This window comes from Tessaracoccus lapidicaptus, assembly GCF_001693815.1.
Taxonomy (GTDB): Bacteria; Actinomycetota; Actinomycetes; order Propionibacteriales; family Propionibacteriaceae; genus Arachnia; species Arachnia lapidicapta.
The window spans coordinates 196,673-218,188 of sequence record NZ_MBQD01000024.1; the positions used below are offsets into that span (position 1 = coordinate 196,673).

The 21,516-nt window shown below is 71.7% G+C and carries 22 protein-coding genes; 7 read left to right on the forward strand and 15 right to left on the reverse strand.

The window, feature by feature from the left end:
* Positions 1-26: 26 nt before the first annotated feature.
* From BCR15_RS11705 to BCR15_RS15500, 3 genes are all read right to left on the reverse strand, one after another.
* Complete coding sequence (locus BCR15_RS11705) at positions 27-776, reverse strand: polyphosphate polymerase domain-containing protein (RefSeq protein ID WP_068752382.1); 750 nt, start codon at positions 774-776, stop codon at positions 27-29.
* The gene (locus tag BCR15_RS11710; protein ID WP_083196606.1) at positions 773-1,345 is read right to left on the reverse strand and encodes a DUF4956 domain-containing protein; all 573 of its coding nucleotides are present in this window, start codon (positions 1,343-1,345) and stop codon (positions 773-775) included. Before BCR15_RS11710 ends, BCR15_RS11705 begins: the two co-directional genes overlap by 4 nt.
* A gap of 85 nt (positions 1,346-1,430) precedes the next feature.
* A complete protein-coding gene (locus BCR15_RS15500) occupies positions 1,431-1,565 on the reverse strand; it encodes a BBE domain-containing protein (protein WP_078920437.1) in 135 nt (44 codons plus the stop codon).
* A 33-nt stretch (positions 1,566-1,598) separates the two neighbouring features.
* Between BCR15_RS15500 and BCR15_RS11715 the strand changes: the two genes are divergently transcribed.
* The gene (locus BCR15_RS11715; protein ID WP_068752383.1) at positions 1,599-2,429 is read left to right on the forward strand and encodes a TspO-related membrane protein; all 831 of its coding nucleotides are present in this window, start codon (positions 1,599-1,601) and stop codon (positions 2,427-2,429) included.
* Positions 2,430-2,474: 45 nt separating this feature from the next.
* Here the strand turns inward: BCR15_RS11715 and BCR15_RS11720 are convergent, their stop codons facing one another.
* The 4 genes from BCR15_RS11720 to BCR15_RS11735 form a co-directional block, all read right to left on the reverse strand.
* Positions 2,475-5,399, reverse strand: a complete 2,925-nt coding sequence (locus BCR15_RS11720; protein WP_078919844.1) for a helix-turn-helix transcriptional regulator — start codon at positions 5,397-5,399, stop codon at positions 2,475-2,477.
* A gap of 64 nt (positions 5,400-5,463) precedes the next feature.
* Complete coding sequence (locus tag BCR15_RS11725; protein WP_068752385.1) at positions 5,464-5,676, reverse strand: hypothetical protein; 213 nt, start codon at positions 5,674-5,676, stop codon at positions 5,464-5,466.
* A gap of 158 nt (positions 5,677-5,834) precedes the next feature.
* A complete protein-coding gene (locus tag BCR15_RS11730; RefSeq protein WP_068752386.1) occupies positions 5,835-7,337 on the reverse strand; it encodes an FAD-dependent oxidoreductase in 1,503 nt (500 codons plus the stop codon).
* A 9-nt stretch (positions 7,338-7,346) separates the two neighbouring features.
* Positions 7,347-7,784: an SRPBCC family protein gene (locus BCR15_RS11735; protein WP_068752387.1), complete on the reverse strand. Its 438-nt coding sequence runs from the start codon at positions 7,782-7,784 to the stop codon at positions 7,347-7,349.
* 114 nt (positions 7,785-7,898) lie between these two features.
* Between BCR15_RS11735 and BCR15_RS11740 the strand changes: the two genes are divergently transcribed.
* Positions 7,899-8,294, forward strand: a complete 396-nt coding sequence (locus BCR15_RS11740; protein WP_068752388.1) for a four-helix bundle copper-binding protein — start codon at positions 7,899-7,901, stop codon at positions 8,292-8,294.
* A 99-nt stretch (positions 8,295-8,393) separates the two neighbouring features.
* Here BCR15_RS11740 and BCR15_RS11745 read toward each other — a convergent pair whose 3' ends face one another.
* From BCR15_RS11745 to BCR15_RS14985, 6 genes are all read right to left on the reverse strand, one after another.
* Positions 8,394-10,328 carry an acyl-CoA dehydrogenase family protein gene (locus tag BCR15_RS11745; protein ID WP_068752421.1) on the reverse strand — a complete coding sequence of 645 codons (1,935 nt, stop codon included), beginning with the start codon at positions 10,326-10,328 and terminating at the stop codon, positions 8,394-8,396.
* A gap of 713 nt (positions 10,329-11,041) precedes the next feature.
* The gene (locus BCR15_RS11750; RefSeq protein WP_068752389.1) at positions 11,042-12,490 is read right to left on the reverse strand and encodes an HNH endonuclease signature motif containing protein; all 1,449 of its coding nucleotides are present in this window, start codon (positions 12,488-12,490) and stop codon (positions 11,042-11,044) included.
* 870 nt (positions 12,491-13,360) lie between these two features.
* Complete coding sequence (locus BCR15_RS11755; RefSeq protein ID WP_068752390.1) at positions 13,361-14,236, reverse strand: hypothetical protein; 876 nt, start codon at positions 14,234-14,236, stop codon at positions 13,361-13,363.
* A 2-nt stretch (positions 14,237-14,238) separates the two neighbouring features.
* Entirely contained in the window at positions 14,239-15,321 is a 1,083-nt protein-coding gene (locus BCR15_RS11760; protein ID WP_068752391.1) for a phage tail sheath family protein, read from the reverse strand.
* A 4-nt stretch (positions 15,322-15,325) separates the two neighbouring features.
* Entirely contained in the window at positions 15,326-16,687 is a 1,362-nt protein-coding gene (locus BCR15_RS11765; RefSeq protein ID WP_141680124.1) for a right-handed parallel beta-helix repeat-containing protein, read from the reverse strand.
* Between the two features lie 52 nt (positions 16,688-16,739).
* Positions 16,740-17,171: a hypothetical protein gene (locus BCR15_RS14985; protein WP_176715245.1), complete on the reverse strand. Its 432-nt coding sequence runs from the start codon at positions 17,169-17,171 to the stop codon at positions 16,740-16,742.
* Between BCR15_RS14985 and BCR15_RS11780 the strand changes: the two genes are divergently transcribed.
* Entirely contained in the window at positions 17,157-17,411 is a 255-nt protein-coding gene (locus tag BCR15_RS11780) for a hypothetical protein (protein WP_068752395.1), read from the forward strand. The genes BCR15_RS14985 and BCR15_RS11780 overlap by 15 nt on opposite strands.
* Positions 17,412-17,727: 316 nt before the next feature.
* Here the strand turns inward: BCR15_RS11780 and BCR15_RS14990 are convergent, their stop codons facing one another.
* A complete protein-coding gene (locus BCR15_RS14990) occupies positions 17,728-17,898 on the reverse strand; it encodes a hypothetical protein (protein WP_153302385.1) in 171 nt (56 codons plus the stop codon).
* Positions 17,895-18,092, reverse strand: a complete 198-nt coding sequence (locus BCR15_RS11785) for a hypothetical protein (RefSeq protein WP_068752396.1) — start codon at positions 18,090-18,092, stop codon at positions 17,895-17,897. The genes BCR15_RS14990 and BCR15_RS11785 overlap by 4 nt, the downstream gene beginning before the upstream one ends.
* A gap of 308 nt (positions 18,093-18,400) precedes the next feature.
* Between BCR15_RS11785 and BCR15_RS11790 the strand changes: the two genes are divergently transcribed.
* From BCR15_RS11790 to panB, 4 genes are read left to right on the forward strand one after another with little or no spacing between them, the layout of a single operon-like run.
* Complete coding sequence (locus BCR15_RS11790; protein WP_068752397.1) at positions 18,401-19,138, forward strand: Rossmann-like and DUF2520 domain-containing protein; 738 nt, start codon at positions 18,401-18,403, stop codon at positions 19,136-19,138.
* Positions 19,135-19,977: a pantoate--beta-alanine ligase gene (panC, locus tag BCR15_RS11795; RefSeq protein WP_068752398.1), complete on the forward strand. Its 843-nt coding sequence runs from the start codon at positions 19,135-19,137 to the stop codon at positions 19,975-19,977. Before BCR15_RS11790 ends, panC begins: the two co-directional genes overlap by 4 nt.
* Positions 19,977-20,378, forward strand: a complete 402-nt coding sequence (gene panD / locus BCR15_RS11800; RefSeq protein ID WP_068752399.1) for an aspartate 1-decarboxylase — start codon at positions 19,977-19,979, stop codon at positions 20,376-20,378. The genes panC and panD overlap by 1 nt, the downstream gene beginning before the upstream one ends.
* Positions 20,379-20,386: 8 nt before the next feature.
* Entirely contained in the window at positions 20,387-21,271 is an 885-nt protein-coding gene (gene panB, locus BCR15_RS11805; protein ID WP_068752400.1) for a 3-methyl-2-oxobutanoate hydroxymethyltransferase, read from the forward strand.
* The last annotated feature ends 245 nt before the right edge of the window (positions 21,272-21,516 follow it).

Consider the following 21,516-nt stretch of genomic DNA (forward strand, 5'->3'; position numbering starts at 1 on the left):
TGGGTTTCCTTTGTTCGTCCGGATGGTCAGGCGGCGAGGTCGGCCCGGCTCAGGAGCCGGTGCCACCGGTTGTGCGGGAGGCTCGGGCGCAGGGCGGCGAGTCCGGTGGCGTACTTGGACACGGCGACGGGTCGGTGTCCGCGCCGCCAGAGCACGTGGTCGGCGGACGAGGGCCCGGCGCCGGACTTGGTCTCGACGATCACGACGCCGGGCGCGGTGCGGGTGCGGCCGGTGGCCCTGTCGCGCCATGTCAGCGCAGAGTCGACGGTGGCGCGGGAGGCGCCGTCGGGCATGAGCAGCGTGGTGCGCAGGTAGTCGACGTCGAGGGTGGGTGTGAGGGCGCCGTCGAGTTGGATCCGGTCCTCGGAGAGGGCGCCGTCGACGAAGCCCAGTCCATCGGCGTCGATCCTGTCGGCCGGCCCCGACCACGGGAGGCGTCGCTTGACCGTGGCGTCGCCGCGCCGGGTTTTGACCTCCAGGAAGCACTCGCCGCTGTCGACGTAGGTGCGGGTGCGCACCTTGTAGCGGCGCCGTCTGCGGTGTGCCGTGCCCAGGTAGCAGGCGAGGTCGGGGGTGTCGAAGTACGTGGAGCGGTAGGCGAACGTGCGTGCGCCGTCGATCTCGAGGACCCGGGTCGCATGCGGCAGCGCGGCGAGCACGGCGTCGGCTGCGCTGGCGGCGAGGACGTACTTGCGGTCGACCCGCGTCAGGAGCGCGGCGGCCCGGTTGAGGTCGTCGAGCGTGACCGGGGCGCGATCGACGACGGCGATGCTCATCGGGCCACCGCCAGGGCCGGGCGGCGGGAGGCGGCGCGGTAGCGGACATCGACGGTGGTGGTGTCATTGACGAAGTCGAGCCGCTGGACGGCGAGGTGTTTGACAGTGCCGCCGAGGCGGCCCTCCAGATAGTCCACCAGGGCAGCCCGGTCGGTGAGGGCGCGATCGACGACGACGACCTCGCGGAGGTAGCCGCGCAGGAGCAGCGGATGGTCAGCGACGAACATGGCTGCGAGCACCGTGGCCATGAGGCTGAGCGCCATGACGGGCTCGGAGCCAAGGCCGCTCAGCAGGCCGAGAGCCAGCGCGGAGAAGTAGTAGGCGATCTCGTGCTGAGCGAGTTCGTCGGACCGTAGTCGGATGATCGACAGGACGCCGAAGAGCCCGAGGCCCAGGCCCGCGCCGACCGCCGTCGACAGGAGCACGGAGCTGACCGCCATGATGCCGAGGTTGACGCCGAGGTAGGCCACGACGAGGTCGCGGCGCCCGTGGCGGGGGAAGTAGAGCCCCAGCGTGAGGATCGCGATGGCGGCGACGTTGGCCAGATACAGCAGGGCGGTGGTGGACACGGGGAACTCCTCGGATCGGCGGGTGGTGGTGAGTACATTCCGCCAGCCGAATCTGTGGGGTGTCTGTGCCCGTCCTGCTGCGCCGCTATGAGTGTCGGCTCACCGTCGCGCGAGGCGTTCGGGATCGGAAGAGATGGGCCGGGTCGTAGTGCGCCTTGACGTCGGCCAGCCGCTCCTCATTGGCACCGCGGGTCGCTTCCCAAACGAGACGATGTTGTATAAGCTTTGTTCAAGCTTGATGAGAGGGGCTCCCATGACCAGCACCACCGACCGCATCCGACAGGTGGTCGTCACCGCCAGCGCGGTGTTCATGATCATCGGGTCCCTGTTCGGGATCGGGGTGATCGGCACTCGCGTCGAGGAGAGCGCCGGCGGCAGCCTCTCCGCGACCGCCACGCTCGTCGCCCCGGCGGTGAGCGCGTTCTCGATCTGGTCGGTCATCTACATGGGGCTCATCGCCTACGTGGTGTGGCAGTGGCTGCCGGCCAACGCGGCCACCCCTCGCGCCAGGGCCATCGGGTGGCTCGCCGCGTGGTCGATGGTGCTCAACGCCTCCTGGCTGCTGGTGACCCAGGTCGGCCAGCTGTGGCTGAGCGTCGTCGTGATCGTCGCGCTCGCGCTGGTGCTGGGGACGCTGGTGCGACGGCTGACGGTGATCGCGCCCCGGTCGTCCCGCGGGTGGATCGACGCCGAGCGCGTCGTCGTCGACGGCACCTTCGGGCTCTACCTCGGCTGGGTGTCGGTGGCCACCATCGCGAACATCACCGCGACCCTCGTCGCGGCGGGCGTGGACCCCGGCCGCCCCGCCTCGGAGTTCTTCGCGGTCGCGGTGCTCGTGGTGGCGGCGGTGCTCGGGGTGATCCTCGCCCGCACCCTCGGCGGGCGGCTCGCCGTCGCGGCGGCCATGGCGTGGGGCCTGAGCTGGATCGCGGTCGGCCGGATCACGGACGCCCCTGAATCGCTGCCCACCGGCATCGCGGCGGCGGTGGCCGCCGTGGTCGTCGTCGGCGCGGCCCTGGCCGTCCGGTTCGGGCCCGAGGCGCTCGGCGCGTCGCGGCGCCGGCCTGCCGCGGCCCGCGGCTAGTCCTCCGCTCCGGCAGAGCGGCCACGGCCGGCCCCAGAGTTCGGGCTACTCGTCGGGCACCTGGGCTGCGAGCACCGCGGCTTCCGTCCGGCTGGCGACCCCGAGCTTGCGCAGGATGGCAGACACGTGGACGCTGGCGGTCTTCTCGCTGATGAACAGCCGACGCCCGATCTGGCGATTGGTGAGGCCCTCCGCGACCAGCCGGAGGACCTGCCGTTCCCGGTCGGTGAGATGCGGAACAAGGCCGGCGGCAGAGGTGCGGGCCGGTGCGTCGAGCATGTGGGCCCGGGCCAGCACGTCTCTCACCCTGCGCAGCGTGAAGAGATCCTCGATCCGCTCCGCCCAGTCGGCAGCGGCGCCCAGGGTGAGGGCGGCCTCCCCGCGCTCTCCGGCCAGCAGTTCGGCCTCCCCGAGGCGGTACAGCGCGTCCGAGTGATACTGAGCGGGGACCCGTCCGCGGGCCGCCGCCTCGACAGCTGCCCGCCACGCGGCCAGGTCCGTCCCGGTGCCGGCGGGCCCGGAGAGCCGGGCGTCGACCATGGCTCGCCAGTCACCCGCGACCTCCCAGATGCTGAGCCGGTCCAAGGCCTCGCGCAGCGTCGCCTCGGCGTCGGGGTAGGGCGCCGGTTCGCCCGCGAGCAGGACCTCAGCATGATCGCGGCGCAGCGCTGCGAGTACCTCGGCACCCAGCACCAGCAGCCTGAGCGCGGCGCGGCTGGCAACATTCCGTGGAGCCGCCCAAACCTGCTCAACCTGAGTCCAGGCCCGCGGGAGATCACCCAGCGCGAGAGCGACGGCGCCCACCGTCCGCGCCGCGGTCAAGGCCCCCGTGGAACTCCGTCGGGCGCCGTCGATCGCCTCGGCATGCCGGGCCAGCAGCTCGTCCGCGGCGACGGCCTGATCACGGAGACGGAGGATGTCGGCCTGCGCGAGTCGGCAGTAGCCGCTGACGAAAGCCCAGGGTCCCAGCGCGATGAGGGCCTGCCCCACGCGTTCGGCCTCCGCCAGGTTGCCCAGATCGATGTGGATGTTCATGACGTGCAACGAGATCGCGCTGCCCCAGCTGCGCTGCTTCCAGGTGTCCCGTGCGAGGCCGAGGGCGGCCCGACCCTCCTCCAGGGCTTCGCGGTGCCGCCCGACGAGCCGCAACAGCTCAAGGCGCAACCCAGCGGCGCGCAGCACGTTGACCGGGTCGTCGTCCATGGCCATGGCCTCCGCCAAACCGTCGAGGGCCGCGTCGACGTCGCCCGCGGCGCCACGGATGGAGGCGATGGACGTGAGCACCCTGACCAGCTCAGCTCTGGCCTTGGACGCGATGGGTTCCGGCGGTCCACGGTCAAGGAGGCTCCTGGCTCCGTCCAGGGCCTCGTGGAGCCGACTCCACCCCACCTCGGCGTCCCCGTAGAAGGCCTGCACGATGCCGAGACCGCAGGTCACCCGCACCCGGGCCAGCCGATCGAGGTCGTCGGTGTCCGGACGCAGTTCGGCATAGGCAGCCTCCGCGAGGTCGCAGATCCCCGGCAGCCCGAGACCCTGCGCGAAGATGGTCTGCTCATGCAGGAGCAACGCCCGGCTGCGGTGGTCGTCGGGGTCGCAGCGGCCGAGTTCGCGCTGCAGCAGGGCGAGAGACCGCGGGTCCGCCGTCTCCATATAGGAGGCCGCGACCTCGAGGACGAAGTCGACCCGATCGCTGCCGACCAGGGTGGCCGCATCCTCCACCTCGGGCCAGAGGTCGAGGACCTGCTCCCCGAACCGGGCCGCGCTGGCGAGGGCCGCCGTCGCCTTGGCGTCGCGTGTGGCCTGCACCAGCGCCGTGAACGCCCGCCGCACGTCCCCCACGGCTGCCCAGTGGTGCGCAATCTGCGCCGCGGTTCCCGGCTCCCCCGCCGCTTCGAGGGCCTCCGCATACCGGGCGTGGAACCGGGCACGCTCGCCCGGCAGCACCTGCCCTTCGACGGCCTCCTGGGTCAGCGCGTGCCGGAAGGAGTAGGAGGCAGACTGCGTCGTGAGGATGTTCGCGGCGATTGCTTCCCGGAGAGCCGAGTCCAGCTCGGCGCTGCTGCGGTCGTACACGGCCTCGAGCAGGCGATGCGTGACCGACAGCCCGCCCACCGCGGCCATCCGCAGCATCGCCTGTGCCCCCTCGCTCACCGAGTCATAACGGGCCAGCACCACATCGCGCAGCGACTCCGGCAGAGCTCGGCCCTCGAGCGCAAGCAACTCCTCGACCAGGAACGGCACACCGTCGCTGCGGCGCAGGAGCTCATCGATGTCGACGGCGTCGTCCCGACCCCGGATGTGCGCGACCTGCGCGGCGACCTCGGCCCGGTCCAGTCGGCTCAGTTCGAGGCGGAAGACGTGGCGCATCCGCTCCAGCTCAACCAGGAAGGTCCGCAGCGGCGTGGCGCGCGACACGCCGTCGGTGCGGCAGCTGAGCGCGAGCATGATGCGACCCTCGCGGATGCGCCCCACGACCCCTCGCAGCAGGTCCAGCGTGGCGGCGTCGGCCCAGTGCAGATCCTCCAGCACCACGAGAATGGGGGTGACCCGCGAGAGGCCCACCAGGGCTCCCCTGACGGCCTCATGCATCCGGTCGCGGGCAGGTGCGTCTGTTGCTCCGTCGCCCAATTCCGGGAGAAGTGTCGTAAGCGTCGCGAGGTGTTCATCCCCGACGGCATCGCGGAAGGAGTCGGCCCCGAAGTCCTGCACCAGGTCGCGTAGCGCGTCGCGGACGGGCTCGAACGGCGTCCCGAGGGCGCCGAGGTCGACGCACTGACCGACGGCAACGGCCGCGTCAGGGCGCAGTTGGTCGGCGAACTCACGCAGCAGGCGGGTTTTGCCGATTCCCGCCTCGCCGGTCACAACGACGCCCCTGGGGGTGTTGCGCCTGGATGCGGCGAAGATGTCGTGCAGACGCACCAGCTCTGGGGCTCTGCCGACTATGAACGGGCTGACCGAGGAGTCCGTCATACCTCATGGTGTCACAGGGACCACGCCCCCACCAGGGTGCGCCGACGCGGCCCTGGCACGCGGGTCAGGTCCCGCTGAGGGCGGTGTGATGCCCGGGGAGCCGCATGCCGCGGAAGACGTCCATCACGCCCTCCCACCAGGACCAGTGATGATCCGGGCCGGGCTCGGCGAGGCGGTTGCGTTCGGCGATGATTCTGCGCACCTCCGCGTCCATGGCCACGCCGTCGGCGCGGTCGCGGTACACAGTTGATGCGAGGTTGACGTCGAGTTGCGACATTGCTGGGCTCCTTTGGCTCGTCCCCCCGACGGGGCCATGACCCAACAGTGCGCCCTAAGGGGGCCCGGCCACATCAGGCATCTGCCCTATGCGCCATGCCTGGCGGGCGGCACGCACTCCTTAGGGCATCGCACCTTTCCGCCTTGAGCGCGAGCGGGTCACTCGACGCCCGGGAGGTCGGCCACGGCCGGGCCCTCGAGGAGCGCGCCGTCGGGCGCGAACCGCGACCCGTGCAGCGGGCAGTCCCACGACTTCTCCGCGTCGTTCCATCGGACCACCCCGCCGAGGTGCGTGCAGATGCCGGACACCCGGCAGGTGACGCCGTCGACGGTGGAGACGGCCTCGGGGACGCCGCGCGGCCCGCGGCCCACGACCCCCTCACCCTCGGCCGGCGGCTCGTCGGGCAGCCCACCCACCTCGGCCTGCACCCAATCCTTCGCGAGCGTGGCGGCCACCTTGGCATTCGGCGCCAGCGCGCTGAGCAGCGTGGACGACGTCGGCGTGCGCTCGGCGAGCACGTCGGCCCACGGCATCGATCCGTCGAGCAGCCGGCCGCTCAGCATCAGCGCGGCCGCGACCCCGTTGGTCATGCCCCACTTGTTGTACCCCGTCGCCACGAAGATGCGGCCCTCCCCGCGCGGAAGCTCACCGACGTAGGGGACGCGATCCACGGCCCGGTAGTCCTGCGCGGACCAGGCGTGAGTGGGCTCGGCGCCCGGGAAGTGCTCGGCGGTCCACCGCCGCAGGTCGGCGACGGCGGCGGCCTCGGAGTCTGTCCGGCCCACGACGTGCCCGTTGCCGCCGACCATGAGAAGTTCCCCGTCGACGACGGGCACCGTCCGCAGCGACCGGCCGGGGCCGTCGACGCTCAGGTACATCCCCTGCGGGATGGCGCCCGGGACCCGGTAGGTGGTGGCGTAGGAGCGGTGCGGCTCCAGCTTCGCGAAATAGCCCCCGCGGTCCAGGATCGGGGTGCCGGTGGCGAGGATCAGCTGGTCGGCCTCGAGGCCGCCCGCGGTGGTGCTCACGTTCACCGAGGAGTCCACCTCGGCGTCGGTGACCCGGACGCCCTCGATGACGACCCCACCGTGCTCGACAAGGTCCTCGAGGAGAGCGTCGAGCACGACCAGCGGATGAATCTGCAGCTGGTCGGGCAGGGCGAGTGCACCGGAGACGTCGAAGGGCAGCCCGGTGTCGGTGGTCCACGTGACGCCGGTCAGCCCGGCGGCGCGGCAGGCCGCGAGCTCGTCCTCGAGCGTGCTCACGCCGTCGCCCCCGAAGGCGAACGTGTAGGCGGTGCGGCGCTGGAACTCGATGTCGCGCTCCTCCAGGAAGCGCGCGAGCCACGCCTGGGCCTCGCGGTTGCCGTCGACGTACGCGGCCAGCACCTCGTCACTCTGATGAGACCGGATGTCCGACAAGGTGCTGCCCTGCAGCAGCGACACCTTCGCGGTGGTGTTCCCCGTGGCGACGGCACCGACGCTGCGGGCCTCGACGACAGCGACCCGGTGCCCGGCGCGGGCGAGGAGCGCCGCGGTGGCGAGACCGGTCAGGCCGGCGCCGGCGACGACCGTGTCGAAGCGGCTCCCCTCAGGGAACGGCCGGGCTGCGACGTGCGGCGCGGGATGGGTGGCGAACCAGACAGACGTCATCGACTCCATGACCCATCATTACCCGCCGTCCAGCAGTTTAGACAGCATTCTGCGGTATCCCTCGCGCAGTATCCGGGCGGCGACGGGCTGGAGGGATCGCGGCAGCCAGGGGATCTCGACCGTCTGCTCCCACCGGACGCGGCTGCCGGTCGCGGCGGGGGTGACGGTGATGTTGATGGCGCCGGCGATGATGCGACCCTCCTTGACGATGCGCGCCGCGGGAGGATCAAAGGAGAGTGACAGGATCCGCATCGGATCGTCGAAACCCACCCGTCCGACGGCGGTTCGGCCCACGAATGTGAGTCCTGTCGCGAGCCCGTCCGGGGCCACCGCCGGCGTGACCGTGGTGAGCGGGATGAGGCGGGAGTGGGCGCGGAGATCCAGTACCCGGCGCAGCGCCTCGTCCGGCGGGCAGGAAGCGGGCAGGTCGACGACGAACGCTGCGGTGCGGGACATGTCGCCATGCTATGTGCGCGGGCCGGGCCGGATCGGGTTTCGGGGAACGGAAGGGGGGTACGGGGAAGAGGTGGGGCCCGACCGGACCCCCAACTCAGTGAGGAGGAGAAAACGATGCATCTCGAGATGCTGCGAAGCCACCCGATCACCACCCCCGATGTCTCCGCGGTGGGCGATGCGCTCGCCGCCTTGGCCGAGTGTGCCCAGGTGTGCACGCTGTGCGCCGATGCCTGCCTGGCGGAGGACATGGTCGCTGACCTGCGCGCCTGCATCCGGCTGAACCAGGACTGCGCGGACGTCTGCGCCACCGCCGAGCGGGTCGTCGCCCGCCGAGTGGCCGGCGACGACGCCGTCGTGGACGCCGTGCTGCGCGCGTGCGTCGCGGCATGCTCCGCATGCGCCACCGAGTGCGAGCGGCACGCCGACATGCATGAGCACTGCAGGATCTGCGCCGAGGCGTGCCGGAAGTGCGAGGAGGCGTGCACGCGCCTTCTCGGTGCCGCGGCCTGATTCAGTCGGCACGAGCCGGCCGAGCTGATTGCAGCCCGGCCGGCTCGGCTGCGTCCTGGGCGGACTAATGGCGGCGTGGCTTCCTGGGCTCAGCGACCGTCAGGTCGGGCGGGGGACCCGACGTCGGACGTCCTCGGCGGTCGAGGGCCCGGGGGTCCAGGCCGCGACCCACGGCAGATCGTCGGCGATGTGCAGGACTCCCTCCTCGAGCGACGTGTGGTGTCCGTCCAGCACGCGACGTGCCAGGCGGCGATCGCTGCGGTCCGAGTTGTGCCACAGCTCACCGAACAGCGCGTCCACCCGTACCCGTGCCTGCTCGCAGAACGCGGCCGCGAGTTCCACGCCGTCGGGATGGGAGTCGCGCTCGGCGGTGGCCCGCACGCACGACGCGGCTATCGCGAACAACTCGGCGCCGATGTCGACGATCCGGCCCAGGTACGCCTGTCGATGCTCCAACCTGCCTTGCCAGCGTGCCATCCCGGCGAAGGTCGCCCTGGCGAGACGGCGGGCGGCACGCTCGACGTAGCGCAGATGCTCCGCCAGCGGTCCGTGCTCGCGGTATGCCCCGGGTACCGTCCCCGCGCCGACAGCGAGCATCGGCAGCCACCTGGCATAGAAGGCCGACGCCCGCGCCACGGCCTCCGCCCGCGCACGCGTGGACGCCTCCGGGTCGATGATCTCGCCGGCCACCTCGAGGTGGACGTCGACGGCCTCGCGGGCGATGAGGAGGTGCATGATCTCGGTGGATCCCTCGAAGATGCGATTGATGCGCATGTCGCGCATGAGTTGCTCAACTTCCGCGGGACGTTCACCGCGCGCCGCCAGCGACTCGGCCGTCTCGTACCCACGGCCTCCGCGGATCTGGACGAGGTCGTCGACGACGCGCCACCCCATCTCGGAGGCATACAGCTTCACCAGGGCGGCCTCGATGCGGATGTCGTTGGCGTCGTCGTCGGCCAACATGCTGGCCAGATCGAGCATCGACTCCATGCCGTACGTGGTGGCCGCGATGAACGCGATGCGGGTGGCGATGGCCTCGTGGTCTCCCACGCGCTGACCCCACTGGACCCGCTCCCCCGCCCAGCCGCGCGCCACGTGCAGCGACCACTTCGCCGCCCCCACGCACATGGCGGGCAGCGACAGCCGGCCGGTGTTGAGCGTGGCCAGCGCGATCTTCAAGCCCTTGCCGACGGCGCCCAGCACATTGTCCGCGGGGACCCGCACCTGATGGAAGCGGATGAGCGCGTTCTCGATCCCGCGGAGACCGACGAACGCGTTGCGCCGCTCGACGGTGATGCCGGGCGAGTCCGCCTCGACGACGAACGCGGTGATGCCGCCCCTCTTGTCGGCGGTGGCCGGAACGCGGGCGAGCACGACGTAGAGGCTGGCGATGGTGCCGTTGGTGGCCCAGAGCTTCACGCCGTCGAGGACGTAGGAGTCGCCGTCGAGCGTGGCTGTGGTGGCGAGGCGGGCGGGATCCGATCCGACGTCGGGCTCCGTCAACAGGAAGGCGGAGATCTCATCGGCGGCCACCCGCGGGAGGTACTCGTCCTTCTGGGCGGTGGTGCCGAACATCTTGACCGGTTGGGGCACGCCGATGGACTGGTGCGCGGAGAGCGTCGCGGCGACCGCGGGGTTGGCCGACCCGATCAGCGTGAGCGCCTTGTTGAAGTAGTACTGGCTCAGACCCTGACCTCCGTACGGCTCGGGAACCTTCATCCCGAAGGCGCCGATGTCGGCGAGCTCGGCGAACGTCTCGTCGGGGATGCTGGCATCGCGCTCGATGCGGGCGCCGTCGATTCGGCGGCACACGTCCTCGACCCGCTTGAGGTACGGCTCGCCTTTCGCCTTGGCCTCCGGGCTGGGTGTGGGCCAAGGCTCGATGAGGTCCAGCCGCAGCCTGCCGAGGAAGAGCTCCTTGCCGAAGCTGGGCTTCGTCCACTCGGTTTGTCGTGCCGCCTCCGCAACGGTGCGGGCCTCGCGGGCGCTGGGGCCGTGGGTGGGCGTGGATGTGGGGTGAGTCGCGGTGCTCATGATGCCCTCCAGGGAACCCATTCCACGATACTCCTGGACTGACATTCACACTTGATCCCGTGTGTGGGGAGCAGCGGCCCCGCCGGTTCCTGAGGTCGCGCCTATCCGTTCGCTGAGGTCGCGCTCGCCCGTTCGCTGAGGTCGCGCCTATCCGTTCGCTGAGGTCGCGCCCGGTGCGCAGCACCCGGGCGAGTCTCGAAGCCGACGCCTTCCCGTTCGCTGAGGTCGCGCCCGACGGCGGAGCCGTCCGGGTGAGTCTCGAAGCCGACGCCGCAGGCGGCGATCTCCCAACCCCATCCTCTGAGGGTGTGGGGAGCCGTGACCCGACGCTCGGGCGGCCCTTGACGCCGGGTGCCCTGTTCGGCTGACCGACTGGCTGGGGTTGAGCAGTCGAGGCCGCCCGAGCGTCGGGTCCCGTCTCCCCCCACTGGTTGCACCCGTGGCGTGGCTGGGTCCGGTGGCGGCCCGGCGGGGCGGCCCTGGCACAGGTTCGTCTAGGCGGGACGCCAGCTGGGTGACCCTCGGGTTGGGCATCACTGCGCATTGCCGCCCCAACGTCCCACCCCCTCGCGGGAATCCCCAGCGACGCTGAGGTCGCGACCCCCCGCTCGCTGAGGTCGCGCCACCCGTTCGCTTATGTCGCGCCCGACGGCGGAGCCGTCCGGGCGAGTCTCGAAGCCGACGCCGTAGGCGTCGATCCCCCTGGGTGCGGGTCAGGTGCCGTCGCCCCAGATGGCGGCGGAGCGGCGAATGAGGTCGCCCAGGACCGACCGGTCGGCGGCTGACGACTCCGTCTCGGGATGGTCGACGTCAGGTGGGTCGGTGTCTGGCGGGTCGTCGTCTGGGCCCGGTGGTGCCCCGGCGCGGATCTGTTGGAGTCGGAAGCGTCGGTGTTGCCGTGGTCGTCGGGCGGGGTCGATGTGTCGGGGTGGGGTGAACCACGGCAGCCCGGTCACCGGATCCAGATCCACCCGCCACTGCGATTGCTCCGACTGCAGAGGATCCGGTTCCACCAGGCGGTGATGGTGCGGGCAGAGCAGTACCCCGTTTCCTAGCCGGGTGTCCCCGCCCTGCCACCAGGGGACGATGTGATGCGCCTCACAGCAGGCCGGGGTGGCGGTGCAGCCGGGGAACGCGCACCCACCGTCGCGCTGCAGCAAAGCAGTACGCAGGCCGGGAGTGAACGTGCGGTAGGTGCGCCCGACATCCAGCAGCCGGGATGGCCCGCCCAACACGACGGGGATGATCCCGGCGTCACAGGCCAGGCGGCGCACTTCGCCGGCGGACAGGCCGTCGACGTCGTCGACACCGATCAAGCCGACCTTTCCGAGGCCGGTGGTGAGGGTGTCGAGGTCGAGGGTGACGTGCACCTGCGGCCGATCCCCACCATGCCTGGGCAGCGTTCCGGTGTTGGCGGCTTTCTGGGTCAGCAGGACCAGCGCATCCGCGCGACGCGCGTCCCGTGACGCGGCCTCACCGGCGGCGGTGCAGCCGGAGGCGTCGGGCATCAGCGCGTCCAACTGCGCGGTCAACAGTGCCGCATCCGCGACCGGCAACTGTCCGGTGATGCTCATCGACCCGTGGTAGTCCGGCGCCAGGCGCAGGAACCTGCCCCGATGCGCCGCCGCTTCCTCCCGCGCCAAGCGCTTCGCGTCATCCGCGTCCGATGCGTCCGGGTCGATGATCTCCACCAGACGCGCCGCCAACACTCGCAACTCGGACGGGCCGAGGGTGTCGACGTGGGCGAGGATCTCCTCCTCGCAGCGCGTCAGCTCCGCCCGGGTCAATCGCCCGGGCAGCTTCCGCAGACCGGCGACGATGGCGTCGGCCTGCGCCAACGAAATCGAGCCGTCGTTCAAGGCTGCGCCGATCAGCGGGAAGCGGTCGCACAGGTCCTGCGCGAGCCGGAGGCTCGCGGTGGCTTGGGCGGGGGTGGTGCGCACCGACTGCCGCACCCCGTCGATCACGGCCTCCGCGGCGGCGAGTTTCGCCTCATGGAGCAGGTGGAGGCGGAGTCCGGCGAGCTGGGCTTCGGCTTCGGTGACCGCGGCGACGAGGCCGGAGAGGCGGTCTGCTGGGGTGTCGTCGGTGGTAAGTGACAGCGCGGCGTCCCAGAGTGCAGCGATGGATCGCTGCATCTGCTCGCGCATCGAATCACTCATGTGAACTATTCTTGCCGGGGCCACTGACAATTTCTGATCGGCGGTTCGGTCACGGATCGACGCCTGCGGCGTCGGCTTCGAGACTCGCCCGGACGGCTCCGCCGTCGGGCGCGACCTCAGCGAACGATGCCGGCTCAACCTCAGGAGCGGTGGTCAGGAGATCGACGCCTACGGCGTCGGCTTCGAGACTCGCCCGGACGGCTCCGCCGTCGGGCGCGACCTCAGCGAACGAGTGGTCGCGACCTCAGCGAACGGGGTCGGCGCGACCTCAGCCAGCGGGTCCGCGAGGGGGTGGGACGGTGGGGCGGCAATGCGCAGTGATGCCCAACCCGACGATCACCCAACTGGCGTCCCGCCCAGACCAACCCGACCCAAGGCCGCCCCACCGGCACGCCCCCGAACCCGGCCACGCCACCGCCCGAACCAGTGTGGGGAGACGGGAACCGACGCTCGGGCGGCCTCGGCTACTCAACCCCAGCCAGTCGGTCACCTGAACAGACCACCCGTCCACAAGTGCCGCCCGAGCGTCGGGTCACGGCTCCCCACACCAGCAGCGGACGGGGTTGAGGGATCGACGCCTACGGCGTCGGCTTCGAGACTCGCCCGGGTGCTCCGCCGTCGGGCGCGACCTCAGCGAACGGGTGGGCGCGACCTCAGCGAGCGGGCCGCCGACACCAGCACGACACGCCGTCGAACTTCGCCATGAACGCCCTCAACCGCCCCCGAGCCCGAGTTTGGCTGCTATCCGTGCTGCGCTCGGGGGATCGACGCCTGCGGCGTCGGCTTCGAGACTCGCCCGGACGGCTCCGCCGTCGGGCGCGACCTCAGCGAACGGGGGGCGCGACCTCAGCGAACGGTGCAGGTGCGACCTCAATTAGCGGGGGCGGGCGGGGCGTCGAAGAAGCGGGCGTCGCGCGCGTATGCCCGAAAGAACGCGAAGATGAACCCCATCCGCTCCTCGTAGCACTCCCACGTCGTCGCCTCGCTCCCCACCACCTCCCCAGCGACCGCATGGTCGAACCGCGCCGCGAGCTCACACAGCTCCACCTGCCGCAGGTGCTCCAGGACTGCCGGGAATCGCGCGCCGCCCAGATACGACGGCGCGGGCACCTCACGGCACACATCGAGGGGCCCGTCGGGGGTGACCACGTCCACGAACCTGGTCACGATCCGCCCGAACAGCCCACCCAACGGCATCGCGTCGTCGATCAGCGCGTCCGCGATCCACTGCTCGTGCGCCGCCACCCGCACGTTGCCCAACAGCATCAGCTCCGCGACCGCCCGGTCTGCCTCCTCGTCCAGTTCCTCGGCCGCCGCGAGGGCCCGCAACTCGAGCGCGGACTGGTAGGCCGCCATCGCCGCGCCGAGGTCGGGGGCGTCGTCGAACAGCGGGTCCGCGACCGCCACCTCCAGCGCCGTCCGGGTGGGCCTACCTGCCCGGGACACCTCGTCGAGCCACCGCACGAATCGGGGTGCGACGTCGGCGATGATCGTCCGGTTGCCCTCCGCGACCGCACCCGAGGCGCCGGGGTCCAGCCCGAGCGGCAGCCCTTCCCTGCGGATGACGCGGCCTGCCGAGGCGCTGGCCCACGCCCCGAACGCCAGCCAGTTGACGTCGCTGCGGCCCGTGAGGTCCGCGACGGCGAGCGCCAGGTCGCGGTAACAGGCGGTGATGGCGGTGTTGCGGACCACGGGGTCGGCGATCGCGACGACTGCGGCCACGGCCCGCTGCGACGGATACGACATGGCTACCCCTGGGTCTGGAAGGTCAACCGGTGAACGTCGAACTCGGCCGGCCGCATGGTCGCGAGGTAGATCTCCACCACCAGCCGGCCGTCCTGCAGGTCCGCGTGAGTCATCGTCTCGCCGAGCCCGCACCGCGCCCCGTAGGCGTCCTGGGGCCGGTCACCTGGGAACGCTCCGGCCCGCCACAGCTCGTTGAGGAAGCTCTCTACGAGCTGCTTGACGAGCAGCCAGAGAGGGGCCTCGTTGGGCTCGAACACGACGAACTCCAGGCCCGCGGCCAGCGAACCGAGCACGTGGTCGGTGAGCCGCCGCATCGGGAGGTAGCGACGGGCTGGCTCCGCGCTGTCGGCCCCTGCGAGCGTCCGCGCGCCCCACACCAGCCGCCCCCGGCCGGGGAACTCGCGCATCGCATTGACCCCGGCCTGGACCAGCGCCTCGTTGGCGACGTCGTCGAGCGCCTCCGTGAAACCGTCCAACCCGTGAAGCGAGACACCGGCCGGCGCCTTCCAGAACCCGCGCTCCGCGTCGGTGCGCGCGATCACGCCCGCGACAACGCCCGATGGCGGGACCGCGACCCCGCCAGTAACGAGCCAGGGATGGTACACCGCCGCGCGCTCCCGGTGTGGGCCGGTCTGGCGTGCGGCCGCGCCCGCGCCGTCGTTGAATGGTCCGGGCGGGAGGTCGAGGACGAGCACGGCGCGCCAGGACGCGCAGAGGGCGAGGGCGGTGCTCACCTGGAGGTGGTGGTCCGCCGTCAGGCCTGGGACCGCGAGGACCGTGATGCCGGAGTCGGCCAGTGCGTGGACCCCTCCTCCCGCGCCCGGGACGAGATGATCCGGGGCAGGCGACGCCGCCCGCACCACCGTCAACCGCGTGCCGCCGTTGACGAAGAACAGGTCGACGGCGTGTCCGAGGGGCCGCCCGGGGTCCAGGGTGGGGCCGAAGATGGCGTGGTACTCCCCGTCGCTGGTCACGACGACCGGGGTGTCAACGGGCCCGGCGTCGCAGGCGCCGACGAAGCCGGTCACGGACGCGGGCAGCGGCCGGATGGAGCGGGCCGCGGGGATCTCCTCGACGTAGGGCATGCGGTCATCCCCCCGGGGTGGGCGACGGCGACTCCGAGCCGGTGCGACCCCGCGCCAACGCGCACTCGTTGTCGGTGAGGGTGGGGGCGGCGGTGTCCGTGACGACGATCCCGAAGTCGACGTCCTCGCACACGACGCCTGCCAGCGCGCCGGTGGCGGTTCCGCCGACGATCACCGCTGCCCGGCTCGACCCCGCGATGGTGGCGCCCTCGACCACTGGGGCCGCGGCGCCCTCCACCTGGAGGCCGACCTCCCCGCCGTCGATCCGCAGGTCCAGCAGCGTGGGCCGGGCCGACTCCGCGACCGCGATCCCCACCGTGTTGCCCGAGAAGATCCCGCCCGACAGGGAGCCGTCGGAGTCGCCGAGGAAGCACACGCCGCACTCGCCGTTTCCGATCAGGTCGACGTCCGTCACGCTGACGCGGTGCGCGCCGGCGACGGCGAGCCCCGCCCAGGCGTTGTCGCGGAGGGTGACGTCGGTGGCCTCGAAGGTGGTGCGACGCTCCGCTTCGCTGTCGCCGCCGACGAGCATGACCCCGGCTCCGCCGCCCGTGTCGTCCGGGCGCCCGCCGGACACGGTGACGTGCGCGAGCGCCAGCGTGGCCGCCCCTCCCGCGACGACGCCGGAGCCGGGGACCGCGGGGTCGCGGTTCAGCGTGAGGGAGTCGAGGGTGACGGGCTCCGCGGTCGCGATGAGGATGGCTGCCTCCGGCGCGGCGGACGTCAGCACGGTGGCCTCCTCACCCTCGCCGAGCAGCGTGACGGAGCTGAGGATGACCAGCGGTTGGGCGAGCGTGAAGGTCCCCTCGCTGAGCAGGAGCGTCGATCCGGACGGCACCTCCGCGAGTGCGGTGGCCAGGTCCTCGTCGGGGAACACCGCCCGGCGCACGGGCAGTTCGGGGATCCGGCCGTCGAGTCCCGCGACCAGACGCGCCCGCACCGCCTCCGCCAGCGGTGATTCCGCCCTCACGTCGTCGATGCCGGCGTCGACGTCGGCGCGCATCTGGGCGGCCGCGCAGCGACGCTCCTCAACGGCGTCGCGGACCTCGGCCAGCGCGTCCTGGATTTCGTCGCCCTCGGCGGGCTGGACCGTGGCGGTCGGGGTGGCTGAGGGCGTCGCGGTGAGCGTTGGGGTCGGCGACGGGGCGGGAGAGGCGGCGCGATCGTCGTAGGAGTCCACCACCTGCTGGAGGGCCGCGCCGACGGTGGCCGCGAGATCCTGGCACCGCCGCTCCGGCCATGCGGACGACGACGGAGACTGCGACGGCGAGGGCGACGGGCTGGGCGGGGAGGACGGGGCGGAGGTGCAGCCGATCAGGACACACGACGCGAGGATCGACGTCGCCAGTCCCACAACGGCCTTCATGCGCTCACGCTACAGGCCGCTCCCCCACCACGGAGGCAAGTGATCAGGAGGGTCACTTCTTCTTGGGGGGCTTCGTCGGCACCGGCTCTGTCGGCACCGGCTCTGTCGGCTCCGGCTCCGGGTCTGTCGGCACGGGGTCGGTCGGGTCCGGATCCGTCGGGAGGGGATCGGTCGGCACCGGGTCGGCCGGCACGGGATCCGTCGGGACGGGCTCGGTCACCGTTCCCTCCGGCGCGGTCCAGCCGTCGGTGCGGATCCGCACGGAGTCGTACGACGCGGTCGCGGACCCCACCACCAAGCCGACCCGGCCATCGGCCAGAGCCGCGCTGTACGCCATCGACCGGACGAACGATCCGTTCAGCTCCAACGACACCGATGCGCCCTTGATGGTCACGACCATCGTGTAGTCGGCACCCGCGACGAGCACCTGGCTGACGGTCTGGTCGATGGACCACGAGCCTCGGGTGACGTGCCCGAAGATCACGGTCTGGGTCGTGACGTCGAGAACGATGAACTTGAACTCGTCGAGGCTGTAGAAGTCGTAGACGAGACCGGCGATGCCGCCCTCGGCGATCCGCAGGCTGAGACCGCCGCCGACGACGAGACCCGCTTCGCCGACGTCACCTCACTGGGCGTCGACGAACACATCGTGCGCCACGAGGCGCTGTTGTATCGGATGGAGGTGGGAGACCTGCATTGGTTGGCCGTCGTAGCGGCCAAGTGAAGCTGACGGCAGCCTGTCCTGGGGGAACGCCTGGGGTGGGTGGGAGCAGCCGTGACAAAGTCAGGACGGTCCAGTACTACCGGATGGGCCGTGTCTGGTGAGCAAGACGGGAAGGTGTACGAGAGGAACCGGTGTCGTAAAGCCTCTTAATCGTCGCCCAGCTCTAACCCGGTGGATCGGGGCTGGTTTGCGGTGCGTAACCGCTTGTCGGGGCCGTCGCTGATGGTCGTGGCGGGTGGGGAACTGTCGGAACGGTGGTATGTGTCGGGTACGGACCCTCAGCCAGCGGGAAGGGGCGCTTCGCGCCGCAGCGGGCTCAACCAGCGGGGGTGGGTGAGGGCGACGGGGAGCCGATGCTGCCCCGGGCCGGCGCGCACTGGTTGTCGGTCAGAGTGGGCGCGGCCGTGTCCGTGACCACGATCGCGTAGTCCACGTCCTTGCACACCACCGACACCAGCTCCCCCGTGGCCGTCCCCCCGACGATCACTGCGGCCCTGATGGTGCCGTCGGGGTGCCCGACGCGGTGAGGGCGCCGTCGGCTGCGGTCCACGACCCGGTCTGCACGTCGTCGACCAGGCCCGGGCCGTCGTCGAAGGACTCGGTCACGTCCAGCGTGATCTGCGGCGGCAGGACCGCGACGGACACGCTGTCGAACTTGCCGCGCGCCTGGTTGGAGCCCACGCCGACGAAGCCCTTGTTGAGACCGACCGCGACGCCGTCGATGATCGCGGTGCTCGGTCAGCAGCTCACCGCGGACCTCGCCTTCACCAAGACCGGCAGCGGCTTCACCGTCGCGGTCGCGCACCTCGGCATGGTCTTCACCGCCGGCGGTGCCACGCTCGCCACCTTCACCGGCACGACACGCCATCGAACTGCCTCCCGGACCCCGCAGATGGCGCCGAGAGCGAACTGCGCCGGACATGGGTGCTGCCCTCGAACCACCCTCAACTACAGTTGCCACACCCCGTCCCCCAGCTTTCGGAGAAGCGATGCACACTCCCCCGACGCGCCCGCGGGTCGCCGTCGTCGGCCGCGGCCGGCTGGGGTCCGCGCTCGTCCCGGCGCTCCGCGACGCGGGCTGGACCGTCGACGGTCCCCTCGGCCGCGACACCGCCCCGGACGGCGCCGACGTCGTCCTCCTCTGCGTACCGGACCGGGAGATCGCGACGGCGGCCGCTGCCCTCCCTCCCCGAAACGGTGTCCTCGTGGGCCACTGCTCGGGCGCCACCCCGCTCACCGCGCTGGCCCCGCACGAGGCGTTCGGCCTCCACCCACTGATGACCATCCCCGCCGGCGCCCCCACCCGCTTCGACGGCGCGACGGCGGGCGTCGCGGGCACCACCGCCCACGCCCTTGCCACGGCGCAGGACCTGGCCACCTCGCTCGGCATGCTGCCGTTCACCCTCGACGACGGCGCCCGCCCCGCCTACCACGCGGCGGCCTCCGTCGCGTCGAACTACCTGCTCACCGTTGAGGACCTGGCCGAGCGCCTCGCCGCCGTCGCAGGCGTCCCCCGTCAGGCCCTCGTCCCCCTGGTGCGTGCCACCGTCGACAACTGGGCGGCCCACGGCGCCGCGCGGGTCCTTACCGGCCCGATCGCGCGGAGCGACACCGCGACGGTCGCCCGGCAGCGCGCCGCCGTCGAAGCTGTGAGCCCCGCGGACCTGGACCTGTTCGACACCCTCGCGGCCGCCACCGGCCGCCTCGCCGGAAGGGGCGCCGCATGAGGATCGTCCGCACCGTAGCCGAGCTCCGCGCCGCCCTCCGCGACGCCGGCCGCGTCGGCTTCGTCCCCACCATGGGCGCCCTCCACGACGGGCACCTCTCGCTCATCCGCGCGGCCCGCGCCGCCGTCGATACCGTCGTGACAAGCGTCTTCGTCAACCCGATGCAGTTCAACGACGCCCGCGACCTCGAGGCCTACCCCCGCGACGAGGCCCGCGACGCCGACCTCGCCGCATCCGCCGGCACCGACGTCCTCTTCGTGCCCTCCCCCGCCGAGATGTACCCCGACGGCTACGCCACCACCGTCAGCGTCCGTGGCGTCAGCGAGCCCCTCGAGGGTGCGCACCGGGGGGCCATCCACTTCGACGGCGTCGCAACCGTCGTCGCGAAGCTCCTCATCGCCGTGGCGCCCGACGTGGCGTACTTCGGGCAGAAGGACGCCCAGCAGGTCGCGGTTGTGCGGCGGCTGGTCGCTGATCTGGGGTTGCCCGTGGAGATCGCGGTCGTCCCGATCGTCCGGGAACCCGACGGCCTGGCGATGTCCAGTCGCAACGTCCGGCTGAGCGCGGCGGACCGGCCCCGGGCCCTCGCGCTCAAGGCCGGCCTCGACGCCGTCGCCGCGGCCCTGTCTGGGGGCGCCGCCGCACGCGACGCCGAGCGACGAGGCGCCGACGTCATGCGGCAGCAGGGCGTTGACCCGGAGTACCTCGCGCTCGTCGACCCCGCGACGTTCGCGCCGGCCGACGACCTCACCCGCCCGACCCTCGCCGTCGTCGCCGCCCACGTGGGCGACGTGCGGCTCATCGACAACCTGACCATCCCCGCCCGCGAGGAGGCCTGATGCAGCGCATCATGTTGAAGTCCAAGATCCACCGCGCCACGGTGACCGACGCCGACCTGCACTACGTCGGCTCGATCACCATCGATCCCGAGCTGCTGAAAGCCGCCGACATCCTCGAGTACGAGCAGGTCAGCGTCGTCAACGTCGACAACGGCGCCCGGTTCGAGACCTACACCATCGCCGGCGAGCCCGGCTCGGGCCAGATGAAAGTCAACGGTGCGGCGGCCCGCCTGGTCCACCGCGGCGACACCATCATCGTCATCTCGTACGGCCAGTACGAGGGCCCGGAGATCGCGTCGCACGAACCCGTCGTCGTGCACGTCGAGCGCGGCACGAACGCGATCGTCGAGGTCGACGCCGAGGTCGCAACGCTGCTCACCGAGCTCCCCGACCAGCGCTGAGGCCGCCGATGTCCGCCCGACCCCCGGTCCGCACCGCCGCCCACGGCCCCGCGCCCGTGACCCTCGCCGCCCTCGCGGCGAAGAAGCGCGCCGGCGAGAAGATCGTCATGGTCACTGCCTACGACTACCCGGGCGCGCTGGCGGCTGAAGAGGCTGGCGTCGACATCGTCCTCGTCGGCGATTCCGGCGCGATGACGGTACTCGGGTACCCCGACACCAATGAGGTGAGCGTCGACGAGATGCTCATGCTCACCGCCGCCGTGCGCCGCGGACTGCAGGCGCCGCTGCTGGTGGGAGACCTGCCGTTCGGGTCGTACGAGGACTCCGACGAGCAGGCCGTCGCGACCGCGCGCCGGTTCGTCGACGAGGCGGGCTGCGACGCCGTCAAGCTGGAGGGTGGAGGGCCCGGGTCGGTGTCGCGGGTGCGGGCGATCATCGCGGCGGGGATCCCGGTCATGGGGCACGTGGGCCTGACGCCGCAGTCAGCGGCCGAACTGGGCGGCTTCAAGGCGCAGGGCCGGACCGCGGAGTCCGCCCGTCGCGTGGCCGGCGAGGCGCTGGCCCTGCAGGATGCCGGGTGCTTCGCCGTCGTGTTCGAGGCGATCCCGGCGGCCGTCGCGGAGACGATCGTGGGGTCGATGACGGCGGTGGTCATCGGCATCGGCGCCGGCCCCACCGTCGACGGTCAGGTGCTCGTGCTGCACGACCTGCTCGGCATGTCGTCGGGCGGCTCGGCGCGCTTCGTCAAGCGTTACGCCGACCTGCACACCGCGACCGTTGAGGGCCTGGCCACGTTCGCCGCGGAGGTCCGCGACGGCACCTACCCGGCGCCGGAGCACTGCTACGGCATCCCCGACGACGAGTTGGCCGCCTTCCTCACTGTCCCCCGCTGACGCCCTGGCGCCTGCCCCGGTCCCGACGCCTGCCCCCCGTCCGGACGCCTGCCCCCCCGTCCCGACGCCTGCGCCCCGTCCCGACGCCTGCCTTCCTTCGCGACGCCTGCTCTCTAGTTGTACTGACCGGACAGGTTGGTCGAGGGATTGTGACGACACGATCTGAGTAGACGTGAGAAGGAGGACCCCCCGCGGTTGAGTGGAACTGCTCAAGGTATCCGCTCTCCAGGAAGGTCCTCCCGTGT

Excerpts from the sequence above, each read along its gene's own strand:
- BCR15_RS11735 (WP_068752387.1), bottom strand. The coding sequence starts at position 7,784 with ATGTCCCGCACCGCAGCGTTCGTCGTCGACCTGCCCGCTTCCTGCCCG.
- BCR15_RS11745 (WP_068752421.1), bottom strand. The coding sequence starts at position 10,328 with ATGAGCACCGCGACTCACCCCACATCCACGCCCACCCACGGCCCCAGC.
- BCR15_RS11705 (WP_068752382.1), bottom strand. The coding sequence starts at position 776 with ATGAGCATCGCCGTCGTCGATCGCGCCCCGGTCACGCTCGACGACCTC.
- BCR15_RS11725 (WP_068752385.1), bottom strand. The coding sequence starts at position 5,676 with ATGTCGCAACTCGACGTCAACCTCGCATCAACTGTGTACCGCGACCGC.
- BCR15_RS11790 (WP_068752397.1), top strand. The coding sequence starts at position 18,401 with ATGCACACTCCCCCGACGCGCCCGCGGGTCGCCGTCGTCGGCCGCGGC.
- panD (WP_068752399.1), top strand. The coding sequence starts at position 19,977 with ATGCAGCGCATCATGTTGAAGTCCAAGATCCACCGCGCCACGGTGACC.
- BCR15_RS11730 (WP_068752386.1), bottom strand. The coding sequence starts at position 7,337 with ATGGAGTCGATGACGTCTGTCTGGTTCGCCACCCATCCCGCGCCGCAC.
- BCR15_RS11755 (WP_068752390.1), bottom strand. The coding sequence starts at position 14,236 with ATGTCGTATCCGTCGCAGCGGGCCGTGGCCGCAGTCGTCGCGATCGCC.
- panC (WP_068752398.1), top strand. The coding sequence starts at position 19,135 with ATGAGGATCGTCCGCACCGTAGCCGAGCTCCGCGCCGCCCTCCGCGAC.
- BCR15_RS11750 (WP_068752389.1), bottom strand. The coding sequence starts at position 12,490 with ATGAGTGATTCGATGCGCGAGCAGATGCAGCGATCCATCGCTGCACTC.
- BCR15_RS11765 (WP_141680124.1), bottom strand. The coding sequence starts at position 16,687 with ATGAAGGCCGTTGTGGGACTGGCGACGTCGATCCTCGCGTCGTGTGTC.
- panB (WP_068752400.1), top strand. The coding sequence starts at position 20,387 with ATGTCCGCCCGACCCCCGGTCCGCACCGCCGCCCACGGCCCCGCGCCC.
- BCR15_RS11760 (WP_068752391.1), bottom strand. The coding sequence starts at position 15,321 with ATGCCCTACGTCGAGGAGATCCCCGCGGCCCGCTCCATCCGGCCGCTG.
- BCR15_RS11720 (WP_078919844.1), bottom strand. The coding sequence starts at position 5,399 with ATGACGGACTCCTCGGTCAGCCCGTTCATAGTCGGCAGAGCCCCAGAG.
- BCR15_RS11740 (WP_068752388.1), top strand. The coding sequence starts at position 7,899 with ATGCATCTCGAGATGCTGCGAAGCCACCCGATCACCACCCCCGATGTC.
- BCR15_RS11715 (WP_068752383.1), top strand. The coding sequence starts at position 1,599 with ATGACCAGCACCACCGACCGCATCCGACAGGTGGTCGTCACCGCCAGC.